This window comes from Streptomyces sp. NPDC088246, assembly GCF_044741025.1.
Classification (GTDB): Bacteria; Actinomycetota; Actinomycetes; order Streptomycetales; family Streptomycetaceae; genus Streptomyces.
In genome coordinates, this window is sequence record NZ_JBIURV010000080.1 from 1 (window position 1) to 23,237 (window position 23,237).

A 23,237-nucleotide genomic window follows, 5' to 3' on the forward strand; every position below is an offset into this window, starting at 1 on the left:
ACTGAACGCCTTCGACATCACCTTCGACGGCCGACTCTCCGCAGCCCGACAGTAACCCTCAACAACCCGAGTTACACCGTTCTTTTGACAGACCCCCGCCGAACGCCACTACGCCACCGCGCAGCGGGCAGCCGCCAGTGCCGACGATCCCGTGGTCGGAGCGAACGCCCTGGCGTTCCGGACCCCTTCCGCAACTTGAGAAAGGGGGTCGACGAAGAGGAGTAGGCGAGGCTACTAGGGTCTGTTCGGAGTTGAGATCATGTGGCGGGGCGGAGGCTGCGCGCCCAGAGGATGGCGCCTCGTAGATGCAGTCCGGCGAGGTAGCTCTCGGGGGTCTTGTCGTAGCGAGTTGCCAGGCCCCGCCACTCCTTGATCCTGCCGATGCAGCGTTCGACGGTGTTGCGCTCCTTGTAGAGATCACTGTCGTGACTGACCGGGCGGCCGCCGCGTGAGCCCTTCTTCTTGCGGTTGGCGGCCTGGTCGGCCTTCTCCGGGATCACGCCCTGGATCTGGCGTTTGCGCAGGTAGGCGCGGATCGCGCGGGAAGAGTACGCCTTGTCGGCGGCGATCGCGTCCGGGCGGGTGCGGGGCCGGCCGACCGGTCCGCGTACCTTGATCCGCTCCACAACGGCGGTGAAGCGCGGACCGTCGGCGGCCTGCCCGGCGGTCAGGACGAAGGACAGCGGGCGGCAGCGGCGGTCCGCCGCCAAGTGGGACTTGGTGGTCAGCCCGCCGCGCGAGCGCCCCAAAGAGGCTGCGCTCAGACGGACTTTGCGGCGTCGGTGTATCCGGCGCCGCTCCTCGCGCACCGCTTCCTCGGCCTCGTCGACCGGCGCTGCTACGAGATCGTTTTGTCCTTTGCGCGCACCCCTTTTTCGGCTGCGGCGGCCTTCTCCAGCTCGTCCAGCAGCTCGACGTCCAGGGCCATCCCCGCCGCGTGATGGTGAGCGCGAGCAACCGTGGAGTCCACACTGACCAGGCCCAGGTCCACCTGCCCGCGAGCGGCTGCCTCGGCGATCAACGCCTCCATCAGGGCCTCGAGGACACCCGTGACCGCCCAGAGGCGGAACCGGTCATAGACCGTCGACCAGGACCCGTACCGCTCGGGAACATCACGCCACGGGCTCCCGGTCCGAAACCGCCACATCGTCCCGTCGAACTGTTTCCGCAGGTCAGGGATCGGCCCCCGCTCACCCATCGGCAGGAACGGCTCGATCAACTCCCACTCCTGATCGGAGAGATCACCACGTGTCATGTTGAACATCTACCAGCCCCGGCAGACCCAGCGCGGCGAATCAACCCGCGCGCGGAAGGAACAACCCGGCCACCATGTCACAGCCCATCGAGGTGATCGGCGGGATCGACACCCACACCGACGTCCACCAGGCCGCCGCCCGCAAGAGCGCCGCCGCCCAGGCCCGAGCCGAACAGGGCCTGCGCGAGATGATCCGCAACAGGCAACCCATCACCTTCCGGAGCCTGGCCCAGACCGCCAACGTCTCACTCGACTTCCTCTACCGCTGCACAGAGATCCGCCAACGCGTCGAGCAACTCCGCACCCAGCAGCAGAACAACCCACCCCGCCCGGCCGCGCAACCACCCGACGACTCGCCCAGCAGCGTCGTCCGCACCCTCACCACCCAGTTGGCCGACCTCAAGCAGCGGCACCGCGACGAAGTCCACGCCCTGCGGCAAGCCCTCGAAACAGCACAGAGCGAGAACCTTGAACTGCGACGCCGTCTCGGCGCCCGGCCGACTGCAGGTCCCGAGACCGCCTGATGCCCGATCTCATAGGGCGTCTGGCCTCAGCGGGGCGCCGGAGCCGCAGTGCTCAAGGCCCGCTCGATCTCGGAGGCCGGTCTTCCGGCTCACCGAGAACGGGTCCCCGGCAGCAGGCCACTGCTGGCCTTCGCGGGAACCGGCCTCACCCCCACACTCACCCCACAGACGCATCCACCACGCACACTCGAAGCTCTGTAAAAGGTGATCACCGACTACGACAACAAGATCAAATCAGGCAGTAGTTGATTGACGGTTCCTGAACCGCTGCCAGTGCGTTGAGGATCACCAGCGCCGGTTCGGCGTCAAGCGGCTCTGCGACATCTTGGGCATCGCCCGCTCGAGTTTCTATTACTGGCGCCGCACCGCCCCGGACCGCGCGGCCCGGCAGGCCGCCGATGACCGGCTCGCGGCCCGGATACGCAAGGTCCACCGCGACTCCGACGGCACCTACGGAGCCCCGAGAGTCACCGCCGAGCTCCGCGACGAGGGCGGTCAGACGGTCAATCACAAGCGTGTCGCCCGGATCATGCGGGCCATCGGCCTTGAGGGTGTGCGCCTGCGGCGTCGGCACCGCACCACCGTCCCCGACCCGGCCGCGGCGAAGGCGCCGGACCTGATCGGCCGGGACTTCACCGCCGAGGCCCCGAACACGAAGTACGTCGGCGACATCACCTACCTGAGCGTCGGCAGCGGGAGGTTCTGCTACCTCGCGACCGTCATCGATCTCTGTCCACGACGTCTGGCCGGGTGGGCGATCGCCGACCACATGCGCACAGAGCTCGTCACCGACGCCCTGGCGGCGGCCGAGCGGACGCGCGGCAGCCTCGCCGGAGCCGTGATGCACACCGATCACGGGGCCCAGTACACGAGCCGGGCCTTCGCCGACGCCTGCCGCCTCGCCGGCGTCCGCCAGAGCATGAGCGCAGTGGGCAGCAGCGCGGACAACGCCGCCGCGGAATCGTTCAACGCGACCTTCGAAAGGGAGACGTTGAAGGGGCGAAAGGGCTGGTCGAGCGAGCGTGAGGCCCGACTCGACGCCTTCCGTTGGCTGTCCCGCTACAACACCCGACGCCGGCATTCCCGGCTCGGCCAGCGATCCCCGATCGCTTACGAGAACACCTTCCACTCAACATCAACTACCCTGACCCGAGCCGCATAGACGTGTTCAAGATCCGGGGTCAAGGCCCCCGCACCACGGGATCGATGTCCTGGACACCCGCATACTGCGTGTTCTGGTCGCCGGTCTCACCGACCACGCGGTGGCCGCGCAGGTGGAAATGCCGGCGCGCACCGTGCGGCGGCGCGTCCAGGGGTTGATGGCCCAGGCCGGGGCGACCACCCGCGTCCAGCTCGGCTGGTACGCCCGCCGCCACGGCTGGGCATAGGGCGATTCCGTGCTCCGTGGCCGTCATTGACGGGTCTCCGTCAAGGCGGATATCCGTCAGGGCAGAACGGTCGACACGCGAGTTGCCGCCGCGAAAACTCTTCGCAGCACCCGGAACCACCCATTCGCCGGGTGCGTGGAGGAGAGTCATCCATGACCAGATCATCCGCGAGACGGAGGTCCCGGCTGCTGGCAGCGGGGCTGTCGCTCGTACTGCTGCCGGCCGGTCAGGCCCTTGCAGCCGGGGCATCGGGGACGGCGGGGGCGGGCACCGAACGTGCCACATCACCCGTGCACGCACCCAGCACCGCGCGAACCGTCACCCTGATCACTGGTGACAAGGTGACCGTGACCGACCTCGGCGCGGGCCGGAAGTCGGTCGCCGTGGAGCGTCCCAAGGGCGCGACCGGAGCGGTTCGCAGCGAGATGTCCGACGGCCGGATCACCGTCATACCCGACGAGGCCCGGCCCTACCTCCAGTCAGGCGTCCTCGACGCCGAACTCTTCGACGTCACCGCTCTGATCGAGCAGGGGCTCGGTGACCCGTCCTCCGACGGACTCCCGCTCATCGTGACGTACACGAAGAACGCACGGAGCGCGACGCCCCACGGAGCCCGTCAGGTCCGTGGGCTGCCGAGCATAGGCGGTGCGGCCGTGGAGGCGTCGAAGTCCGGGGAGTTCTGGCGCACGGTCGCGTCGGACGTCACCTCCGGGGCACGCGGCGCGACTTCAGGCAGGGCGCGTCTGTCGGGAGGCGTCGCGAAGATCTGGCTGGACGCGCGCGTCGACGCCGCGATGGAGGCCAGCAACGCCCAGATCGGCACCCCCGCGGCCTGGGAGGCCGGGCTGACCGGCAAGGGTGTCAAGGTCGCCGTCCTCGACACGGGCGTGGACCTGACCCATCCCGATCTCAAGGACCGGGTGAGCGAGACCAAGAGTTTCATCGACGGCGAGGAGGTCGCCGACCGGCACGGCCACGGCACGCATGTCTCGTCCACTGTCGGTGGCAGTGGCGCGGCGTCCGACGGCAAGGAGAAGGGCGTCGCGCCCGGCGCCACGCTCGCCGTCGGCAAGGTTCTCAACAACCAGGGTTCCGGATTCGATTCGCAGATCATCGCCGGGATGGAATGGGCGGCCAAGGACGTCCACGCCAAGGTCATCTCCATGAGCCTCGGATCGCGGCAGGGCAGTGACGGCACCGACCCGATGGCCCAGGCGGTGAACACCCTCTCCAAGGAGACGGGCGCCCTGTTCGTGATCGCGGCCGGCAACGCAGGCTCACCCGGCAGCATCGGCTCCCCCGGCGCGGCCGACTCCGCGCTGACGATCGGCGCGGTCGACTCCGCCGACCGGCGTGCCCCCTTCTCCAGCCAGGGTCCGCGCCTCGGCGACAACGCGCTGAAGCCCGACCTGTCCGCGCCGGGCGTGGACATCCTCGCGGCGCGCTCGCAACTCGTGAACGGCAGCGGCCCGTACACATCGATGAGCGGCACGTCCATGGCCACCCCGCACGTCGCGGGCGTGGCGGCGCTGCTCGCCGAGAAGCACCCCGACTGGAGCGGACAGCAGCTCAAGGACAGGCTGATGAGCACGTCCAAGCAGATCAGCGGCACGTCGTACGAGGTGGGTGCGGGCCGGGTGGACGTCCCGTCCGCGATCGCCGCGCAGATCACCGCGACCGGCAGCGCTGACCTCGGCTTCACCAGCTGGCCGTACGAGGGGAACAAGCCGGTCACGAAGACGCTGACCTACAGCAACGCCTCCGACCAGCCGGTCACCCTGGCGCTGGCCGTCGAGGGCGCTCCGAGCAACGTGGTCACCCTCGCCGACTCCACCCTCACCGTGCCGGCACACGGCACCGCACAGACCGCGGTCACCGGTGACGGCACCGCCGCACCCGTCGGCGCCACCTCCGGCCGGATCACCGCCAGGAACGGCGACACGGTCGTCGCGCACACGGCCTTCGGCCTGACCAAGGAAGAAGAGCGCTACACCCTCACCGTCCACGTCAAGGACCGGGACGGCGCGGCGTCCGCCGCGAACCTGACCGTGAAGCAGCTGACCAAGGACACAGACCCCTTCCCCGTCTCGGTCGGCGAATCCGGCACGCTCAAGCTGCGTATGCAGCCCGGCATGTACACCTTGTCCAGCTTCCTCGACGTGCGTGGCAGCAGGGGCAAGGACTCGCTCGGCCTCGGTCTGCTCACCGAGCCCGAGGTCACCATGGACCGTGACCGCGAAGTCACCCTCGACGGGACGAAGTTGCGGGAAATCCGGGCCGACGTGGACCGGCGGACCGAGACCCGTCAGCTGATGATGAGGGTGAACCGGGCCGCAAACGGCGATTCCTTCACTCAGTCCGTGCAGGTCCCGCCGATGTACGACAGCATCTTCGCCGCGCCGACCCGCAAGCCCGCCACGGGCACGTTCGAGTACCGGACCATCTGGCGGCTCGGCAAGCCTCAGCTCGATGTCGAAGCAGGCGGCAAGCGGCTCGGCGAGACGACCGTGCAGTACGGATCGGACATGTTCACCGGGCAGAAGCGGATGGCCCTGGTGGACGCGGGCGCCGGATCCACCGCCGACTACACCGGCAAGGACGTGGCGGGCAAAGCGGTCGTCGTGCGCCGCACCGACGCGATCACGTCCGAAGCGCTGGCCCAGAATGCCCGTGACGCCGGCGCCAAGGCTCTGTTCGTCACCGACGAGGCTCCCGGACGGCTGATGGCCAACTTCAGCGGGGCCGACGGGGAGACTCGTCCCCTGTACAGCGCGACGGTGAACGCACAGGACGGGGCGCGCCTGATCGAGGCCGCTCGGCTCGGCCGGGGCATGGAACTGACCGGCACCGAGTTCACGCCGTATGTCTACGACCTCAGCAAGGGGTACTCGGGGGCGATCCCCGCTGATCTGACCTACCGGCCGGGCAAGAAGGAACTGGCGGTGGTCAACAACAAGTTCCACGCGCCGAAGCCCGCCGACGGCGGCGAGTTCCGCTACTCGATCACCGACAGCTTCCCCTACGGCATCGGCTTCCAGGAGAAGATCAAGTTCCCCGCGGAGCGCACCGACTACGTCAGCGCCGGCCCCGACCAGGGCTGGCACGAGTCCATGTCCAGCGGCCCCTTTGCCCTGGAGGAGCGCAGCGGCGTCGTGCACTACCGCGGCGGCACGCGCTCCGGGAGCGACTGGTTCAAGCCGGTCCTGCACCCGTGGCTGGGTACCGGTCTCGGCTGGGGCCAGCGTCGCGCGGGCAACGACCTGGAGTTCAACACGCCGGGCTGGGGCGACTCGGGACCGGACCACACCGGCTTCGGCGAAGTGTTCAACCAGAAGTCGCTGACCCAGTTCACCGAGGTGTACGTGGACGGGGTACAGGTCGACCGGAAGCAAAGCTCGGGGGTGCACGCCTGGCGCGTCAAGCCGACCGAGCAGGACTTCAAGGTCGTCACCGACACCACGATGGACCCGGACGTCTGGCGGCTCTCCACGAAGGGCCACTCCGAATGGACCGTCAAGTCGTCCGCCACGCCGGCCGACCGGTGGACATATCTGCCGGTGCTCAACCTCGGGTTCGACGTCGACACCGACCTACAGGGTGACGTGCGGGCCGGAAAGCGGCTGGCTCTCGGGATCTTCTCCGAGTACATAAAGGGCGCGACGAACACCGGGAAGATCACCGGCTCCACGCTGGAGGTCTCCTTCGACGACGGCGCGACGTGGACGTCCGTCGAACTCGACGGGGTACGCGGCAAGTCCGCCGCCTGGGCCGGCTCCGTGCGGGTTCCGAACGACGCGCGGTACATCTCCGCGCGGGCCTCGGCCGCCGACGACAAGGGCGGCTCGGTCAAGCAGGAGATCATCCGCGCGGTCGGCGTGCGGAAGTAACCGAACGGGTGGGAGCCGCGCAGTCGGCGGCCCGGCTCCCACCTGCCGCATGCGCGGTGCCCCGCCGGCATTCACGGACAGCTCAAGGACCGCGCCCCGGACAGCCCGCTATTCCCCCTCATCACAGTCCAGGACGGCGAACAACTCCGCCTCACGCAACAGGAATCCGCTACAACCTGAAGCCCGCACCGTAGAAAGCGACACGGCCGCCTCATCCCCAACTCTCAGCACCCAGCCCTGCCAGCACAGCCCTGACCAGCAACAACACGCCCATGCTGTACCGACCGGCAACAAACCGACCCGCACCATCACCAAAAACGTCAGCACCAAATCGGCAGCTATGTCACCACCCGAACTACTCACCGCGACCATCTGAACAGCACAGACACCGCAGCTACCGCACTGACATCACCATGCCGAACCACCACCGCCAAAAAATCGCAGATCATCAGATCGAGTCTCCCGAGAACTTCATCTACTTCGGCCACATACAGTTCTGGGATGCCGCTTCCCTTGCCCAAAAACTGCGGGACCAAGACATGCTGCCGGTATTGAGCAATCAACTCATCAACATAAGCAAGATTGCATGGCGCAAGCATCGCTTTGTACAACTTTCCTTCCTGCTGGCGGCAGTCGGCGGCGCGTTGGTGTTCGTCGCTGGTCTCACAACCTGAGCCCCCGGCAACGGACATGATGCGCTGGCCGTGAGTCGAGCCAGTCACCACGGTGGCCGATAGCTGGCGGGCCGGACAGGATGCCCCTCCGGGAGCAGTTCAGGCGGTGACCGAGATCCTCACCGCGCGGCCCAAGGCTGGCGTCGCTTCCTGAAGCGCTTCGACTTCACCGGGCTGGCCGGTCGCCGTGCTTCAGGCGATGGCTTGGTCCAGGAGGGCCCACATCCGGGACAGTTCACCGGTCGTGATCGCCGTGCCCGGGTCTTCCGCGAGCAGCCGTGCCGCCCCTGTGATCAGGGAGGCCACCGCCACGAGCCGGATCTGCTGGTCCGAGGTGAGCCACAGCGCATACTGGACCGCGCACGGCACGGCCGCCAGCTTGCTGCGGGTCTCCTCGTCGACGCCGCCCGTGCCGTCGACCATCTCACCATCGGGGCCCATGCGGTCGCAGTCCTGTGGGTTCAGGGAGGCCGTCGCCGTCTCGATCGCCTCCGGCAGCTCCCCGGCAAGCCAGGCACCGACCGGGCCGGGGATCGGCGCACCGGGCAGGGAGCGGATCCACGACGCCGCCCGGCGGCCGGCAGCTGCGGCCGCGGCCAGGCCTCCTCCTCGTCCTCCCACGGCTCGTACGGAGCATCATCAGGATGCCCGGCGGGCAGGTACGAGATCATTCACCCCCGGCTAACCTCGCTACAGCCCCGAAGGTCACCAGCCGTCCGGCTGCCCACTCCAGGCCGGGGTAGCGCAGCGAGTTGGGGTGGGGGCAGTCCCGGCACTTCACGCTGTCGGGGAGGTTCTCGAACTGCGTGCCGAGGACGCCGAAGGATCCGTCAATGCGGAATCCTCAGCAGCCCCGGCACGGTCGCGTGGGTGGGCAGCACATCCGAGGACTGGTGAGAGCAGCGGCTTGACGCTCCCGGTCTGGAGTCGGCGGCGGCGCGAAGTCGGCGGACAGGCCCTCGGGCGTGAAGGGCTGCCCTGGTCTCTCGCTGTCCAGGGCCAACGGCCTTACTCCCAGGGCCTACACGCACTCAGGTGCGATGTCGTGGGCCTGGAGTCGGTGGCATCGCACTGGTGTGCGTGTAGGCCCTGAGATCTTGGGCCCGGTCCTCAGGCCGAACTACGTGGCGGCCGGGAGGGGTTCGGTGAGACGGTCCAGCCGCGCGTAGAGGGCCTGTACGAGACGGGCGCGGTTCTGGACGCAGCGGGCGGTGCGCTCCAGTGCTGCGGGCAGGCGTCCGTCGCGGGGCCGTAGCGCGGTGGTGCCGGCAAGGTTGAGTAGCTGCGGTCCAGGGGGTGGGTGGCGTTCACGAAGCGGGCCGAACGGGTCACGATGTGTCCGGCGAGGCGGCATGATCGGGTGATGCTCGAATTGAGGGAGCGCCGTGATCGGCGTAAGTGGCAGGTCGTGCGCGTTGCTTGTGCGGTGTTGGTCGTAGCGGGCGTGGCTTTCGCCGTTTGGAGCATCGCCAGTGGGCGTGAGCTTAAGCCCGCTGATGTTGCGACTCTTATTGGTGTGCCGATCGCTGTGACCAGTCTGGTGGTCGCTGTCGTGGCGTTGCGTAAGCCGGTCGAGGGCAACGGTGTTGAGGTCGCGCGTAGTCGTGCCGGACGGCTCGCCCGGCAGGTCAGGGAGAGCGAGAGCCCGGTGCGGTCGCAGTTGCTCGGTGCCGACACACGTCGCATCAATCTCACCTATGTTCTGCAGTCCGCGGCCGCGCGGGGTGCGGCGGCTCCGCCGGCCGGGCGTACGTTCGCTGACGGTCCCGCTACCTTGCCCGATGTTCTGGAGTACTACCGCTCCACCCAGCCCCGGCGTCTGGTCGTCACCGGGGCTGCCGGGGCGGGGAAGACTGTCCTGGCCCTGGAACTCATGCTCGCCCTCATCGACCAACGTGCCGAGGGCGATCCCGTCCCGGTCCGGATCCCACTGGCCCAGTGGAACACCGACCAGCCCCTGACCACCCTGCTGGTGCAACGTCTGACCGACGCCTATAAATGGCCTGCCGGCATGGCTGCCGGACTGGTCGCTCACGGGATGGTGCTGCCGGTCCTGGACGGGCTGGACGAGATGGACCCCCTGCTCGCGGACGGCACCCCCAACCCCGACGCGCCCCGCGCTCGCAAGGTTCTGGAGGCTCTCAACGCCTACCAGGACGGCCGGGAGGCAGGCCCTCTCGTACTGACCTGCCGCACCGGCCACTACGACGCTCTCGCCCCTTTATCCCGGCTGATCGACGCCGCCCGCGTCGCCATCGCCCCCATCGACACCCGCCACACCGTTGCCTACCTGCGTGACCGGGCCCTGGACATACCCCGTTGGCAGCCGCTGATCGACCACCTCGACACCCAGCCCGCCGGCGCACTCGCCACCATCCTGTCAACGCCCTGGCGGCTGTGTCTGAGCGCCACCGTCTACCACCGCGACGGCAACCCCTCAGAACTCCTCCACCACACCGACGGGCACGACCTCGACCAGCACCTCCTGGCCCGCTACATCCCCGCCACCATCGCCAACACCCCCAACCCCCACCGCTACCGGCCCGACGACGTCCACCGCTGGCTCCACCACCTCACCGGCCACCTCGCCGGCACCACCACAAACACCCCAGCCACCGACATCACCCTCCACCAGCTCTGGACCCTCGCCGGCACCACCCGCGCCCGCATCACCGACCTCACCCTCACCACCGTCACCCTCGCCCTCGCCCTCACCGCCGCTTTCTTCTTCACCCTTCTTCCATTCCTCCGTAGCAACTACCTCGGGGGCGGCATCGGCACCGGCACCTTCTTGCACGTGTTCGCTGCCGTCTCTGTAGTCGCCTTCCGTCCAACGCCCAGACCCAACCGTCTCCGCATTAACCGGGGAACACTCCAGGACGGCTTCAAAGCCGGGTTATGGGCCGGATCCAAGAGCTGGTTCGCCGTCGGCTTCGCGACCGGCTTCACGATCGGATTCACGATCGGCTTCACAACCGGCTTCACAACCGGCCTCAGGAGCGGCCTCATGAACGGCCTCGTGAACAGCCTCATGTCCGAACTCCCGAGCCAGAGCCCGGACACCGTGTTCGTGTTCGGGCTCTGGCTCGGGCTCTGGCTCGGGCTTGGCCTGGGCATCGGGACCAGCCTCGTCGGCGGATTCATGGGCGGGCTGGGAGGTGGGTTCGCAGACGGATTCAAGGCCTGGTTCAAGATCTGGTCCACGGTTACGTTTGTGGTCGTCCTCGGGCTCAATCTCGGGCTCGATATCGGGCTCGGGCTCGTCGAAGGGCCCTCGCTCTGGCTCGGGATTGGGCTTGCCGGCGGGCTCGCGGGTGGAATCATGCGTGGGCTCACAGGGGAACCAACCACCGTGTCCAACCCTCGGGACATTGTCCGCGACGACATGGTCTACGGACTCTTGATCGGGCCCTTGACCGGACTGCTAGCTGGATTCCTAGTTGGACTCCTAGTCGGGCTCATGAGCAGACTCAACGACGGACTTGTGTTCGGACTCGCGGCCGGGTGGATGGTTGGACTTGTGGTCGGACTCGCTAGCGGGTTCGCCAGCGCGGCACGACGGTACGGGGTGTTCTTACTGTGCTCACGCGGCAAGCTGCCCTTCCGCCTCGCTGTCTTCCTCGACTGGGCCGTCACCGCCGGACTCCTGCGCTACAGCGGGCCCGGCTACCAGTTCCGCCACCGCGAACTTCAGCAATGGCTCACCGACCGCCCCCGCCCCTGAGCTCCGGCCGGGCATTTACACCAACGCAGACCTTTGACCCCAAGCGGTCGAAGCGGCCTGGAACCTACGGCACGTGCCAGCACCGACGATGACGTGCTCCAGAACGGGGCATCCCCTGCGGCCGTCAGGCAGCAGCAGGAGGTCACGGCGCAAGACCGCCGCGGCTCGTTGGGCGCTAGCCAGGAACGGGCCGTGAAAGCGCTGCTTCTCAGGGCCCACGTGGAGCAGTTGGAGCACGGGAGTGTATGGCACGGGGATCCGGGGCTGCTCCCCCTATGGGATACGTGGCGGGGAGGGGTTCGATGAGGCGGTCCAGCCGCGTGTAGAGGGCCCGTACGAGACGGGCGCGGTTCTGGGCGCAGCGCGCGGTGCGCTCCAACGGTGCGGACAGGTGGCCGTCGGCTTCGCGGAGGACGACTTCGGCGAGGGCGCCCCGGCCGTCGTTCTTCGGCAGGGCCGCGGCGTGGCGCCGGACGTCGGAGGCCACGGCGCGGGCGTGCCCGGTGAGCTGGAGGGCGATCTGCTGGTAGTCGCGGGGTTCGAGGTCCGGGTCCGTCCATGCGAGCACGGCGGTGACGAGTGCCTCGTACGGGACGCGGTCCAGCGGAAGTTCGGCCTCGATCAGTCCGAGGGGGTCGTAGAGCACGACGTGGGTGTCGCTCATCGGGCGCCCGCCGCGTCGTCCTCCTGGTCGTGGCCGCCGGTGGCGACGTCCGGGACCTGGTCGGCGAGGAAGCGGGCGTAGCCGCGGTCGGCGCGGGCGATCAGTGCCGGGGAAGGCTGGCCGTAGTCGGGCGGCTGGAGGCCGGGGCCTTCCGGTTGGGGGCCGGTGGGTGTGGGTGCGCTCATGGGGCACCGCCTCCGTTGCTGGGTGCGTCAGTGTCGTTCGACGCTACGGAGGGCCCTGCTCGGTCCTCAACGAAATTGCGGGTAATTGCGGAGGGTTCACTCCAGGGCGTCGATCGCGGCCTGGATGAGGGCGCGGGCGGCGTCGCCGTAGACGGCCATCTCCGCGAGGCCGGTGAACGCCTTCGCGTAGTCGGCGATCTCGCGCGGCTGCGTCACCTTGATCTCTGCCGTCAGCGTTTCCACCACGGCCGTGGTGTCGTCGTGGACGTAGAACGACTCCAGCGGCCATACGGTGCGCTGCGCGGTGAACGGGATGATCCCCAGCGAGAGGGACGCGAGCGGCATCACGGTCAGGAGGTGGCGCAGCTGGCCGCGCATGGCGTCGGGGTCGGCGGTGCGGAAGCGCAGGACGGATTCTTCCATGAGGACGACGTACCGGTGGCCGCCTTCATAGAGGAACCGGGAGCGGGCGATCCGGGCGGCGACCGCTTCGGCTACGTCGTCGGGGGTGCCCTGGAAGCGGGTGATCTGGTTCATGAGCGCGGTCGCGAACGCCGGTGTCTGGAGGAAGCCGGGCGGCACGTTGGAGAGGTAGACGCGGCAGATCCGGGTCTGCTGGTGAAGGGTGTACCAGTCCTGTTGGACCTGGCGCATGCCGTTGCGGTGCAGGCGGCGCCACTCCATGTACATCGAGTCGACGGCGCGGGCGGTGGCGATGAGGTCGTCGGCCTGGTCGTCGGCGTCGCACGCCGCGCACCAGGTGCGGATGTCGGAGTCCGAGGGCAGGGCGTCGCCCTTTTGGATCCGGGTGGTCTTGGCGGGATGCCAGCCGCACCGGGCGGAGAGTTCCTTCCCGGTGAGGCCGGCGTCCTTGCGCAGGTGCTGCAACCGCACGGCGAGCGCCTCGCGGGCCGACTGGGCGCTGGACGAGGGAGAGGTGGTCGTCATGAGGTGGCGGCCCTTGGGTGTGCGTGGGTCAGATGCGGTAGTCGGCGTGCGGGGTGGCCAGGTCCCACACCGAGCGGAACGCCTCGGAACACAGCTTGATGGCCTGCGGGTCCTCGGTGTGGTCGGGCTCCAGGGCCTCACCGTCACCGGAGAAGACGTTGAAGCGCACGACCTGGTCGTCGATGAGCCAGAAGTCGTTGCCGGGCAGCGTGAGCGTGGAGGCGCGGCGGCGGGACAGCCAGCGGACCTGTTCGCCGGCGCGGAGGTTGGCGTCGGTGATGGCGTGCTCGAAGCGGATGTAGTCGGTGACGGGCTCGGACACGACCCGGGCCCGCAGGACCTTCACCCCGCGGGCAACGGTCCGCTCCACCAGCGGCAGCCACCCACTCCAGTACTCCGAGTCGTCCGCGGGCACGCTCCCGTCCCGCAGGAACGCGTCGTAGACCTCCCGCTCCTCCTCCACGGCGTAGACGTCCCGCAGTTCCAGGTGCAGGGCGTGCTGCCGGGCGGAGTCGAGCAGGTCCTCAAAGCTGAGGGCCGGCGGCTTCTGCGGCATTACACGCCTTCCTGATCTGCTCCACCATCCGGACCGAGATGCGGATGATTCCCTCGTCATCTGCGGGCGGGCTGTCCTGACTGCAGACAGCCCGAGTGTCCGCATCGGCGAACTTGCCCTGCAGAACCAGTTCCGGCCCCTCAGCGGCCTCGGTGTCCACCCACACCGCAGGACAGTTCCCTCCGCCCGAGTTCGGGTCCGTACCGAAGAAAAGTAACGCCATGATCGCCTCCGGAGAAAGCCAGTTGCGTGTAGTTGCGCACCGACCGTCCCGCAGGCCGGAGTCGGCGTCAAGGGAGCAGTCCCGGGCCGTTGCCACCCGCTACGACAAGCGGGGCTACGTCTTCCTCGGCACTGTGACCACAGCGGCACTGCTCATCTGGCTCAGGACCTGACCTGCCGCAAGCTCGCAGAGTAGAGTTCCTCACCGAAATCACTACTTGCGAAAGAAGAGTCATGCCCCGCAAGACGGCGGCTGCTCTACGTCTGAACGCCCTCTGCCGGTCCCATCTTCGGGACTACCAGCGCCGGCCTTCACAGCTCTCACCCCACACACTTCGTCAGGCGGCCCGTTTCGAAGCCGAACGTGGCCTACCCATCCGGCAGCTCGAAGACTCCGTCCACTGCTGGCAAGCGTTCGTACGCCGTCCGGGATGGCCTCTCTACCTGCCCAAACCGCACCTGCCCGGCTATGAAATCTGGGACGACCGACTCCTGATAGAGCGAGCCATCGGCGCTCTCGACAGACGCGCAGCCCGGGAAATCGCGTCGATCGTCAAAGATGCCGACGTCGACTTCCTGGCACGCACCCTGCCCGACCCTCATACTCCACGTGCCTGGCCGTGGTGGCGCCGCAGATGCCACGACCTGGGCGACATCATGCACGTTCCATCACAGGCGCATGATCGGCCGGACACGGCCTAACCTGCGTCACTCTTGCCAACTACGAAGCGTCAGAACGCTCCGACCAGGTACAGGTGGCCTCTCTGTTTGCCAACTGTCAGCGCCCTGAAGGTATGGCCATCAGCGGGGGACGTCTTCCAAGGTGGGGCGATGAGCGCACTCCGACCCGGTGACATCACCGACGAAATGATCCAGGCCATGGACACGGCCAAACGCCAGGGACTGCAGAAAGACCTGCGCGCCCTCGCCGCCAATATCCGTGCCGACGCCGAAGGTCGCTACGACAGCGTGGAGCCGGGGTGGCGAGCCGGAGTCGAGTGGACGCTGCTGTGGATCGAGAACACCGCCGCCCAGCTGACCGAGGGCGGATCGTAGGCAGCAGACGTCAGAACCCACACCCGTCTTCGGGCTTCGCACTGTTGGTCAGGGTGATCCGGTGAGGATGAGGGCTCCGTCGCCGGCGGCCCGGCGTATGTCCCTCATCTGCAGTGGTGGCGAGGTATAGAGGAGTGCGCCATCCCGGTACAGCCAGTACCGGAGCTGCGTCTCCTTCTCGAGGTCCCGGCGCTGCTGTGGGTCGGCATCGGGCAGCACCAATTCGACGAAACCCCGCCGTCCTTCAGTACTCCTTGGACGACGATCGCGCCCACTGCGGTGAACGACGTTCCTGCCGCGATCAGGTCAACACGGTCGCCATGGATCGGGCGAGTGCCAGGAAAGCTCATGCGGAACCCTTCAGGGGAATCGACGCGATCGGCTCCCACTTGATCGTCGCGCCGTCGTGCCACTGCTCCACGAGGTGGATGTGGTCCGCGCGCACCGTATGCGACAGCGGCGCCTCGATACTCGCCAACGCTGCCCGAAGGTCGACGGGGTTGATTGTCTCGGAGCCCTCGCCTAATGGTGGAGTCGGATATCGGAACGGACGGAATAGCAGAGACCAGCCGGTCCGCGCGGTGCAGTCCGTCGGTTCGATCTGGTCGGTCCGAACCGGCAGACTGTGCCCAACGAGCCTGCGACTGACGAAAGAAGAGAAAACTGGGGCGTTCGGGCGTCATGCCCTGGCTGCGCCCGACTGGCGAGATCACCAAGTTGGTGAAGGCTCACGCGATGGGCTTCGCCCCCGCGCTGTCGGTACTGCCCCCTACAGTCCTTCCATGACTGACAACCAACGGCCCCCGAACCGGCGGCTGGTGGAGGCCGTGTACCCCGCCGGCACCCACCTCGACTACTCCCGCGCCTCCTCCAACGGGATGCGCGGCAACGTACGAGACGACCGGGACAACTCGCTCATCGGCCAGGCCGAACTCTTTGACGCCCCCGACCGGTACGCCGACGGCTACCACGACGGCTACGACCACCGATCCCACGACGACGAGTTCCGCCGCTACCTCGCTGACGTCATTGCCCGCGAGGTAGCCCGCCTCGTCATGGACGCCGCTTGGGCCGCGGCGGCCCGCGGCATCGCCGCCGCCCGCCCACACGTCAACGCCTGGGTACGCCAACGCGTGGACAAGCTGCGCCGCCACACACCGAAGGCCGCGGCAGCCGCCCCCCACGAGCTCGTCCAGGAATCCGGTCCCGAGCACGCACCGTTGCGATCGGCCGCCGCGACCGCTGGCGGCCACCAGCGGGTGGACCCGGTGCTGCGCGCCGACCATGGGGACGCCTGCGCGAACGCCGCCATGGAGCGGATCATCGCGCGTGTGGTCGAGGTCCACGGCATGGCCGCGCACTACGCCGCCGACCTGCCCGCAGGCGATGCCGCCGACGCGGCCATGCGTCAGGCCGTGGCCGCGGCCGCGCCCGCCCTAGCCGCCGCCACCCTCCAACTCATCTCCTCCGACGACGCTCTGGGCCTGACCCCTGAGCAACAGATGTACATGTCAGAGCGTGCCGCCGAACTCGACCTCGCCGTGGTCGAAGACCTCACCGGCGCCAACACCGTGCCTGTATATGGCGTCGAGGATCAGTAGAGCAGCCGGTAGCGCTAATGGCTGTTCCATTGATCCTACCGACGCCAATTGCATCGGATGCGGATACGCGACACCCGTCCTGGAGGCGAGTCCGTGGCCCGCACAGAAGCGGCCTGCCTGGGACGCGGTCGCCAGCGCGACCACCCCGGACATCAAGCTGATCACTGCCCTCGCCGCCGTCCACGCGGCACGGCCGAACTTGTCCTTGCGGGCCGCGGCATCTGGCTCCGCAACCCCAACGTCGTCCGCCTCCTCCGGGGCCTGGCCATCGGTACCATCCCGCTCACCCACGACGAGTAGCGGAGCCGACAACGCGCGTCGATGGCGGCACCGCTCGACAATCACCGAAGCGCCGAAGGGGCTGTTCCGTGTTCGTGGGCCCGGATTCCCCGCTTTCCCACCCTTGCGCGCGCCCGGTTTGAGAGTCTGCTCGTGCAGCTGTGGCAGACGGACGTCGGAGTCGGGGAGTAGCGGTATGGCAGCGGGGGGCCGGCGACCGTCGGTGGAGCATGTGCGGCAGCGCCGGTTGGCTGCCGTGCGCAGGCGCGTGCAGGAGAAGGCGCTCGTCGAGGTGCGCGGCTGTCTGCGGGACTGGGACGACGGCCGTGACGCGGCCCGCGAGGCCAAGGCCGTCATCGAAACGATCATCGCGCCCGAGTACGAGGGCCGAGTGCTCATCGAGTTGGTGCAGAACGCACACGACGCGCACCCGGCGGGCGCCGCTGACGGACGTATCGAGATCCGGCTGGATGAGGACGAGGGTGAGTACGGCACCCTCTATGTGGCCAATCGCGGCAAGCCGTTCAACAGCAAGAACTTCAAGGACCTGTGCAGCATCGCCCTGTCCCGCAAGCGTGCCGACGCCGGGATCGGCCACAAGGGCGTCGGGTTTAAGAGCGTGCTGAACCTGTGCGGCGCCCCCGAGATTTACAGCGTCACCACGGAGGGATCCCGGGTCCCCGACGGGCTCACCTTCCGCTTCGCCCGGCTCGACGACTACGACGCGCTCGCCCGCGAGGTGGCATCCGAGCGGGCGGATTTCGCCGACTACTTGAAGGAGAACCTGCACACACTGAAGGTGCCGGTCTTCCTGGAAGAGGCACCGAAGACCATCCACAGCTTCACACGCCGGGGCTTCGTCACCGTCGTCCGTCTGCCGCTGAAGTCCGCCGACGCACGCTCGGCCGCAGCCGCACAGGTGCGGGAACTCATGGACGACAGCGCCCCGTTCGAGCTGTTCCTCGACCGCCTGGAACGCGTCAAGCTGGAGTGGCGGGCTGCGGGGGAAACCCAGCGCAGGACGTACGACCGTCAGGTGGAGGTGCTGCACCAGGCCCGTGGCCTGAAGGTGCAGCAGGTCACCGTGCGCCGACGTATGCGACTGATCGTCATCTGCGGGAAGGCCGAGCCGGACCGCGCACGGGAGGCGCTCACCGCGTCGATCGAGAGAAGCGGGATGCGACACGACTGGATGGCCTGGGAGAAGAAGGCCGAGGTGCGCGTCGCCGTACCGGTCGCCGACCCCCTGCCCAAGGGGCGGCTGTACACCTTCCTTCCGATGGGCGAGCAGATCGCGGCCCCTCTGCGCGGCTTCGTCCACGCCCCATTCTTCGCCGAGCTGAACCGGCGCTCGTTCAACGCGGCGGTGCCGTGGAACGCCCTGCTGCTCGACACCGTGGCCGAGACATGTGCCCGCGCGGTGCTCGCCACGACGGACGGACGCGCACCCATTCCCTCCGGGGCGCTGGTCGACCTGATGTGCTGGCAGCCGCCCACGGCACTGCTCCGGCTCACCTCCGCCTTTCAGCGGCTCGGTCACGGCCTCGCCCAGGTGCCGTTCCTCCCGGCGATCGCCACGGCGTCCGGGACGCGTACCTCCCTGCACCAGGCAGTGCTGTGGGAGGGAAAGGAGCACGCCACGGCCTTCACCCCGCACGCAGTCGCCGCGACGGGGGCTGCGGATCTCCTCGACCCGCAGCTACACCCCGTACGGCTGCGGGGGCTGGTGTCTTTGGCAAGGAGTGTGGGCACGCGCCTCCAACCGTCTTCGGAGCACCTCGCCTCCTGGGCCGAGCGGCTCGCCGAGGCCACCGTCCGCGCTCCCTTCGACCCCGGATGGTGGGCGGACTTCTACTACGACCTCTCACGAGAGTTCGCCAACGGCTCGGACGTGGCCGGCAAGCGGATCATTCTCACCTCCGGGCCGGCGCTGGCACCAGCCGCCGCGGAAGGCGTCTTCTTCGACCGGGAGTTCCCACGGGGCGGCTCCCTTCCGGCCCTGCCCGCCGGACTGTCGGGCCGTCTGCACTTCGTTCACGCGGCCATCGCCTGGACCGGCAAAGGCGGTAAACGCAGAGCACAGGGCCGCACCTGGCTCAAGACCGCCGGCCTCGTCCACGACTACGGCGCCGACCAGGTGCTCGAGGTCGTGGCCGCGGCCCTGCGCGCGGACGGAACGGGCAAAGACGACGACGGCGTGCGCCTGGCCTGCCTCCGCTACGCCTGTGCGCTGTCCCACACCCTGGAGAAGGAGGGGCGCAAGCCTCCGCGGTTGCAGGGTCTCCGGGTACCGACGCGGGGCGGCTGGCAGAAGGCGTCCCGTGCCATGTTCGGGCCGGGGTGGCCAGGAGAGCACTCCGCGGTCGATGACACCCTGGCCCGATTTCTGGAGCACGTCCGGGACCTGTCGCCCACACTCACCCAGACCGAGCGACGGCTCCTTCCGCGCCCCGAGGAGCTGTGCGGGGGCACAATCTCCGTCGAGGTCATGCGGCGCTTCCTCGAACGGCACTACGTCGCTCACGGTCTCCGCCCCCGCAACGAGGTCTTCCACACCAAAGTGCGAGGTGAGGACCTCAACCGGCCCGCCCGTTTCTGGACCCCGGGCAAGCAGGATCTGCTGCCGCAGTGGCGGACGGCCGCCGAGCACTGGCCGAACCGGCGGCGGGTTGGCTTTATCAGCGTTGAGTACCACTCACGCTCCCATAACGCGGCCGTGCTGCCCGGACAGGAGAAGTACGCCGCCTTCAGCGAGGAGGACCGCAGGCTGTTTGCGGAACTCGTCGTGCACGGCCTCGCCTTTGCCTGGCCCGACTCCGCGCTGGAGATGAACTTCGTACGCCACACCGACTCCGCCGGGACCCCGTGGCCCACCCCGCTGGCCGCCTTCCTCACCCACGCGCCGTGGATCCCGCAAACCACAGTCCCGGGCGCCCCCGCGGAGGGAACGGTCTTCGCGACCGCGAGCCGGGCCTGGTGGTGGCAGGGCACACAGTCCCCGCCCTCCTTCCTCAGTGTGGTGCCCGCAACTTTGCGCAGCAGGCGGTCCACCCACCTCGTGACACGCCTCGGCCTGCTCGGCATCCGCTCCTGGGACGATGCCGGCACCGCCCTCGATCGGCTCGGCCACCTGCCCGACCTGGTGCGGACCGGCCCGCATCTGCGTGAAGGCGGGCATGCGCACGAAATCAGGCGGGAGTACGAGAAGGCGTGGGCCCAGCTGCTGCCCGCCGAAGGCGGCACACGCACCGCCGACGCTGCACCCACCACGCCACCGCCCCGGCTGCTGGTCCACCGGGCCGGTGACCTCGAACCGCTGGACTCGGCGCAGACGGACGAGACCGTCTTCGTCCCGGATCCTGACGGGGCCCAGAACCGGGCTCTCCTGGACCGCGTCCCGGTGCCCGTGATTCCGATCCGCGACAGGGCGCTTGGTGCCCGGGTCCACGCCTTCCTCGACCAGCGGAAGGCGTTCGACGTCCAGCGGTGCGGCGACGCCGCACACGACATCCAGGCCGACGGGCTACCCGTCCGTGAGGCGGTTCGCCTGCCGCTGGCCAAGTACGCGGGCCCCTGGCTGCTCACCCTGGTCGCCGCTCTGCTGGAGTTCGACGAGGAGCGCGCCTTCCGTACCGAGCCCGTGACCGTGGCCGAGGCGACCGGCCTGCTGCGCGGCTGCGAGGTGACCGTGGCCGACGAGGCCGTCGTCTGGATCGCCGGACACCGTCTCACCGAGAACGGCGCGGACCGCGCCCTGCTCCACCCGCACCCCGAGCGGCCCTGTGTCGTCGTGGTGCACAGCGGGCCGCGCACCGGCTGGCGGGTCCTCCGCACCGCCGCTCCCGCCCTGGCCGCTCTCATCCGTGCACCCCACCTCGAAGCCGCCTTGTGGAAGGCACTGACCCGGCTGGAGGAGCGGGGCCTGAAGACGGACAACGTTTCCGAGGAGGAGCTCGCGGACGTCCTGGAACTGCGGCAGCACCAGCTGCGCGCCGTCCTCGCCGAGCGGGCCTCACAGCGCTCCGGCAGCCCGCGGCTCGTGCCGCTCCTCGCCTGCCTCGACCTCGACCTCGCGGAAGAACTCCAGCAACGCATCGAGGACTTCCCCGACCGTGCCGCCCTCCTGGTATGGCTCACCTCCCGGGCTGGAGCACCGGACGCGGGACGCCTCATGCGGCTCTTGGACGACGACGATTCCGAGCGGCAGCTCAGGGCCCTGTCCGTCCCCCTGGGCGAGGCCAACCGCGCCTGGCAGACACTGGGCCTGCCGCAGATCGACAACACCGCCCGCCACGACGGGCAGTTCGCGTCCTGGCTCCAGCGGAACCGTCCCGCACTCACCGAGCGGATCAGGGACGCCCACGCCGACGTCCACCGTTCCGGCCGGTCCCTGGCCGCCTACGTGAGGCTTCGCGGCCTACCCTCACTCGCACCGGACCCGGCCTGGCACACGACACTCTGGGACCTCACCGACCAACTCCTCCAGGATCACGCGGACGCCTGGCTGACCCGATCGCTCCCCACACAACCGTCGACATCCCGCACGCTGGCGCCGCTCGCCGAGGTCCGCGAGGCGTCCACCACCGCAGTCCACCAGCACCTGCCGCGTCTACGGCAGGTGATCGAAGACTGGCAGCGCCTGCACCCGACGAGCCGCACCCTGGCGCCGCCGCCCCCGCAGGAAGTACTGCGAGCGCTGGACACCAAAGGACTGCTGGACTTCGAGGTCCTGTCCAAGAAGGCATTGATCACCTGGCTCAGCGACCACGGCCACTGGCCGGCGGGCATGCCGCTGTCCGACCGGCCGGCCCAAGTCGGACTGTCCTCAACCGCGCCGGCGCCTGCCGGGAACAGCGGCGCGGCCGCGAGCACCAGCCGACCCGGAACACTCCTTCCGCGCCCCACAGTGGTCCTGAACGGCAGGCTCGTCCCGGCAGGCCCCGACGACCTGGCGGCACTGGCCCGCCAGGTGGCCGCAGACCTGACACCGGAACAACGCGCCACCCCGGCTACGGCCGTCACGGCACTCGCGCCCCGCATTCCCCGGCCGCGCACCCCGCCACAGCCCGCCACCGGATCGCAGGGCGGCTCCTACCAGGCTGCCGGCAACGACCAGGACCGCACCCTGCCGGTGGGCCTCGCGGGGGAGGCGGCGGTGGCCGTGTGGCTGCACAAGCAGTTCGGCGTCGAACCACAGAACTCGTGGAAGTCGAGCCTGCGCGTGCACGGACTCGCCGGTGCGCAGCCCGGGGACGACCGGCTCGGCTACGACTTCCTCATCCACGACGGCAACGCGACCTACCTCTATGAGGTCAAGTCGTCCACGGGCGACAGCGGAGAGATCATCCTGGGCGGATCCGAGGTGCGACGCGCTTCCCATCTGGCGCCAGCCGAGACGTATTTCATCGTGTACGTCTCTAACGTCCTCAACCGCGCCCGCCGCAACATCACCGTCCTGCCCAACCCATTCAGCGCCCCCGACCTCGCCGGCTACGAACTGGTCAGCACCCAGATGAGGCTCCGATTCAACCTTGGCTGAACCCATCAAAGGGACTTCCGCAATCGGCGCCGGTCAGGAAAGTCGAGCAGCCCGCCGACGGCCCGGCCGATCGCAGGCGCCGGCTTTGCCCTCCACCGGGCAGAGTGCCACAAGGTCTTCAAGGAGCAGATCAGCACCCGCGTCAAGGTGCGGCCCGAGATGGAGAAGGCGCTCGCCCTGGCCCACCAGTTCAAGGAGGCTGCCCCCGAGACTCCGGTCAGCCTCCAGGTCCACCTGCGGGAGATCGGCGTCCCACCGCAGCGCGGCAGGACCTCTGCGATCCGCCAACTCGTCCTCCAGGCACCGGCCCCCGTCATCGCGAAGGCACTCGGCTACCACGACAAGACAGCCACCCGCCTGCTCCCCGAAGCCGGAGGAACCTGGGCACAATACGCCCCCGGCGACCACTCACGGCGACGTCAGGATCGACCTCACTGAGTCCAGTTGTGGAAGCGCGACTGCTTGGGACCGCACGCGACGACGGTGGCCGTTACTGTGAGCACGGCTGCGACTCGGCGGCGCGGCGTAGAGAGAAGACGGGATATCACCAGCGGATAGTACGGAACGGGGCACAGGCAGCGGACGACCGGGGCCTTGTGCCAGCAAACGATGGCACCCTCGGCGACCACACACGGTGACACGGGTCTGTCAAAAGAACGGTGTAACTCGGGTTGTTGAGGGTTACTGTCGGGCTGCGGAGAGTCGGCCGTCGAAGGTGATGTCGAAGGCGTTCAG

General features: G+C 68.6%; 20 protein-coding genes and 2 pseudogenes. 11 read left to right on the forward strand and 11 right to left on the reverse strand.

Going from position 1 to position 23,237, the window contains the following annotated elements:
- Positions 1–257: 257 nt before the first annotated feature.
- Positions 258–1,255 (reverse strand): annotated as a pseudogene (locus tag ACIPEK_RS43175) (IS5 family transposase).
- Between the two features lie 74 nt (positions 1,256–1,329).
- Between ACIPEK_RS43175 and ACIPEK_RS43180 the strand changes: the two are divergent.
- On the forward strand, positions 1,330–1,779 hold the full coding sequence (locus ACIPEK_RS43180) for a DUF6262 family protein (protein ID WP_402007949.1): 450 nt from the start codon (positions 1,330–1,332) through the stop codon (positions 1,777–1,779).
- Between the two features lie 259 nt (positions 1,780–2,038).
- A pseudogene (locus tag ACIPEK_RS43185) lies at positions 2,039–2,941 on the forward strand (IS3 family transposase); the annotation flags it as partial.
- 19 nt (positions 2,942–2,960) lie between these two features.
- Here ACIPEK_RS43185 and ACIPEK_RS43190 read toward each other — a convergent pair.
- Positions 2,961–3,194, reverse strand: coding sequence for a hypothetical protein (locus tag ACIPEK_RS43190; protein ID WP_402007951.1), 234 nt, complete (start codon positions 3,192–3,194; stop codon positions 2,961–2,963).
- A gap of 125 nt (positions 3,195–3,319) precedes the next feature.
- On the opposite strand from ACIPEK_RS43190, the gene ACIPEK_RS43195 reads away from it, so the two are divergent.
- Together ACIPEK_RS43195 and ACIPEK_RS43200 are read left to right on the forward strand one after the other, a co-directional pair.
- Positions 3,320–7,054, forward strand: coding sequence for a S8 family serine peptidase (locus ACIPEK_RS43195; protein ID WP_402007953.1), 3,735 nt, complete (start codon positions 3,320–3,322; stop codon positions 7,052–7,054).
- Between the two features lie 413 nt (positions 7,055–7,467).
- A complete protein-coding gene (locus ACIPEK_RS43200) occupies positions 7,468–7,728 on the forward strand; it encodes a Pycsar system effector family protein (protein WP_402007955.1) in 261 nt (86 codons plus the stop codon).
- A gap of 192 nt (positions 7,729–7,920) precedes the next feature.
- Here ACIPEK_RS43200 and ACIPEK_RS43205 read toward each other — a convergent pair whose 3' ends face one another.
- A complete protein-coding gene (locus tag ACIPEK_RS43205) occupies positions 7,921–8,349 on the reverse strand; it encodes a hypothetical protein (protein ID WP_402007957.1) in 429 nt (142 codons plus the stop codon).
- 499 nt (positions 8,350–8,848) lie between these two features.
- The gene (locus ACIPEK_RS43210; protein WP_402007959.1) at positions 8,849–9,082 is read right to left on the reverse strand and encodes a hypothetical protein; all 234 of its coding nucleotides are present in this window, start codon (positions 9,080–9,082) and stop codon (positions 8,849–8,851) included.
- Between the two features lie 162 nt (positions 9,083–9,244).
- Between ACIPEK_RS43210 and ACIPEK_RS43215 the strand changes: the two genes are divergently transcribed.
- Positions 9,245–11,452, forward strand: a complete 2,208-nt coding sequence (locus tag ACIPEK_RS43215) for an NACHT domain-containing protein (RefSeq protein ID WP_402007961.1) — start codon at positions 9,245–9,247, stop codon at positions 11,450–11,452.
- A gap of 208 nt (positions 11,453–11,660) precedes the next feature.
- Here the strand turns inward: ACIPEK_RS43215 and ACIPEK_RS43220 are convergent, their stop codons facing one another.
- The 5 genes from ACIPEK_RS43220 to ACIPEK_RS43240 form a co-directional block, all read right to left on the reverse strand.
- Positions 11,661–12,116, reverse strand: coding sequence for a restriction endonuclease (locus ACIPEK_RS43220; RefSeq protein WP_402007963.1), 456 nt, complete (start codon positions 12,114–12,116; stop codon positions 11,661–11,663).
- The gene (locus ACIPEK_RS43225; protein ID WP_402007965.1) at positions 12,113–12,301 is read right to left on the reverse strand and encodes a hypothetical protein; all 189 of its coding nucleotides are present in this window, start codon (positions 12,299–12,301) and stop codon (positions 12,113–12,115) included. The genes ACIPEK_RS43220 and ACIPEK_RS43225 overlap by 4 nt, the downstream gene beginning before the upstream one ends.
- Positions 12,302–12,397: 96 nt before the next feature.
- Positions 12,398–13,249, reverse strand: a complete 852-nt coding sequence (locus ACIPEK_RS43230) for a helix-turn-helix domain-containing protein (protein ID WP_402007967.1) — start codon at positions 13,247–13,249, stop codon at positions 12,398–12,400.
- A 28-nt stretch (positions 13,250–13,277) separates the two neighbouring features.
- A complete protein-coding gene (locus ACIPEK_RS43235; RefSeq protein WP_402007969.1) occupies positions 13,278–13,805 on the reverse strand; it encodes a DUF6879 family protein in 528 nt (175 codons plus the stop codon).
- Positions 13,774–14,028, reverse strand: coding sequence for a hypothetical protein (locus ACIPEK_RS43240; protein WP_402007971.1), 255 nt, complete (start codon positions 14,026–14,028; stop codon positions 13,774–13,776). The genes ACIPEK_RS43235 and ACIPEK_RS43240 overlap by 32 nt, the downstream gene beginning before the upstream one ends.
- Here ACIPEK_RS43240 and ACIPEK_RS43245 point away from each other — a divergent pair.
- A complete protein-coding gene (locus ACIPEK_RS43245; RefSeq protein WP_402007985.1) occupies positions 14,027–14,200 on the forward strand; it encodes a hypothetical protein in 174 nt (57 codons plus the stop codon). The two genes, ACIPEK_RS43240 and ACIPEK_RS43245, sit on opposite strands and share 2 nt — an antisense overlap.
- A 658-nt stretch (positions 14,201–14,858) precedes the next feature.
- Positions 14,859–15,083, forward strand: a complete 225-nt coding sequence (locus tag ACIPEK_RS43250; RefSeq protein ID WP_382947279.1) for a hypothetical protein — start codon at positions 14,859–14,861, stop codon at positions 15,081–15,083.
- Positions 15,084–15,131: 48 nt separating this feature from the next.
- Here ACIPEK_RS43250 and ACIPEK_RS43255 read toward each other — a convergent pair whose 3' ends face one another.
- Both ACIPEK_RS43255 and ACIPEK_RS43260 read right to left on the reverse strand, forming a co-directional pair.
- Entirely contained in the window at positions 15,132–15,302 is a 171-nt protein-coding gene (locus ACIPEK_RS43255) for a hypothetical protein (protein ID WP_402007973.1), read from the reverse strand.
- A gap of 127 nt (positions 15,303–15,429) precedes the next feature.
- Positions 15,430–15,561, reverse strand: coding sequence for a hypothetical protein (locus tag ACIPEK_RS43260; RefSeq protein WP_402007975.1), 132 nt, complete (start codon positions 15,559–15,561; stop codon positions 15,430–15,432).
- 304 nt (positions 15,562–15,865) lie between these two features.
- Here ACIPEK_RS43260 and ACIPEK_RS43265 point away from each other — a divergent pair, with 304 nt between their 5' ends.
- The 4 genes from ACIPEK_RS43265 (at position 15,866) to ACIPEK_RS43280 (ending at position 22,940) form a co-directional block, all read left to right on the forward strand.
- Complete coding sequence (locus tag ACIPEK_RS43265) at positions 15,866–16,684, forward strand: hypothetical protein (RefSeq protein WP_402007977.1); 819 nt, start codon at positions 15,866–15,868, stop codon at positions 16,682–16,684.
- Between the two features lie 93 nt (positions 16,685–16,777).
- Complete coding sequence (locus ACIPEK_RS43270) at positions 16,778–16,984, forward strand: hypothetical protein (protein ID WP_402007979.1); 207 nt, start codon at positions 16,778–16,780, stop codon at positions 16,982–16,984.
- 175 nt (positions 16,985–17,159) lie between these two features.
- Entirely contained in the window at positions 17,160–22,502 is a 5,343-nt protein-coding gene (locus ACIPEK_RS43275) for a sacsin N-terminal ATP-binding-like domain-containing protein (RefSeq protein WP_402007981.1), read from the forward strand.
- A gap of 159 nt (positions 22,503–22,661) precedes the next feature.
- Entirely contained in the window at positions 22,662–22,940 is a 279-nt protein-coding gene (locus tag ACIPEK_RS43280) for a hypothetical protein (protein ID WP_402007983.1), read from the forward strand.
- Positions 22,941–23,237: the final 297 nt, after the last annotated feature.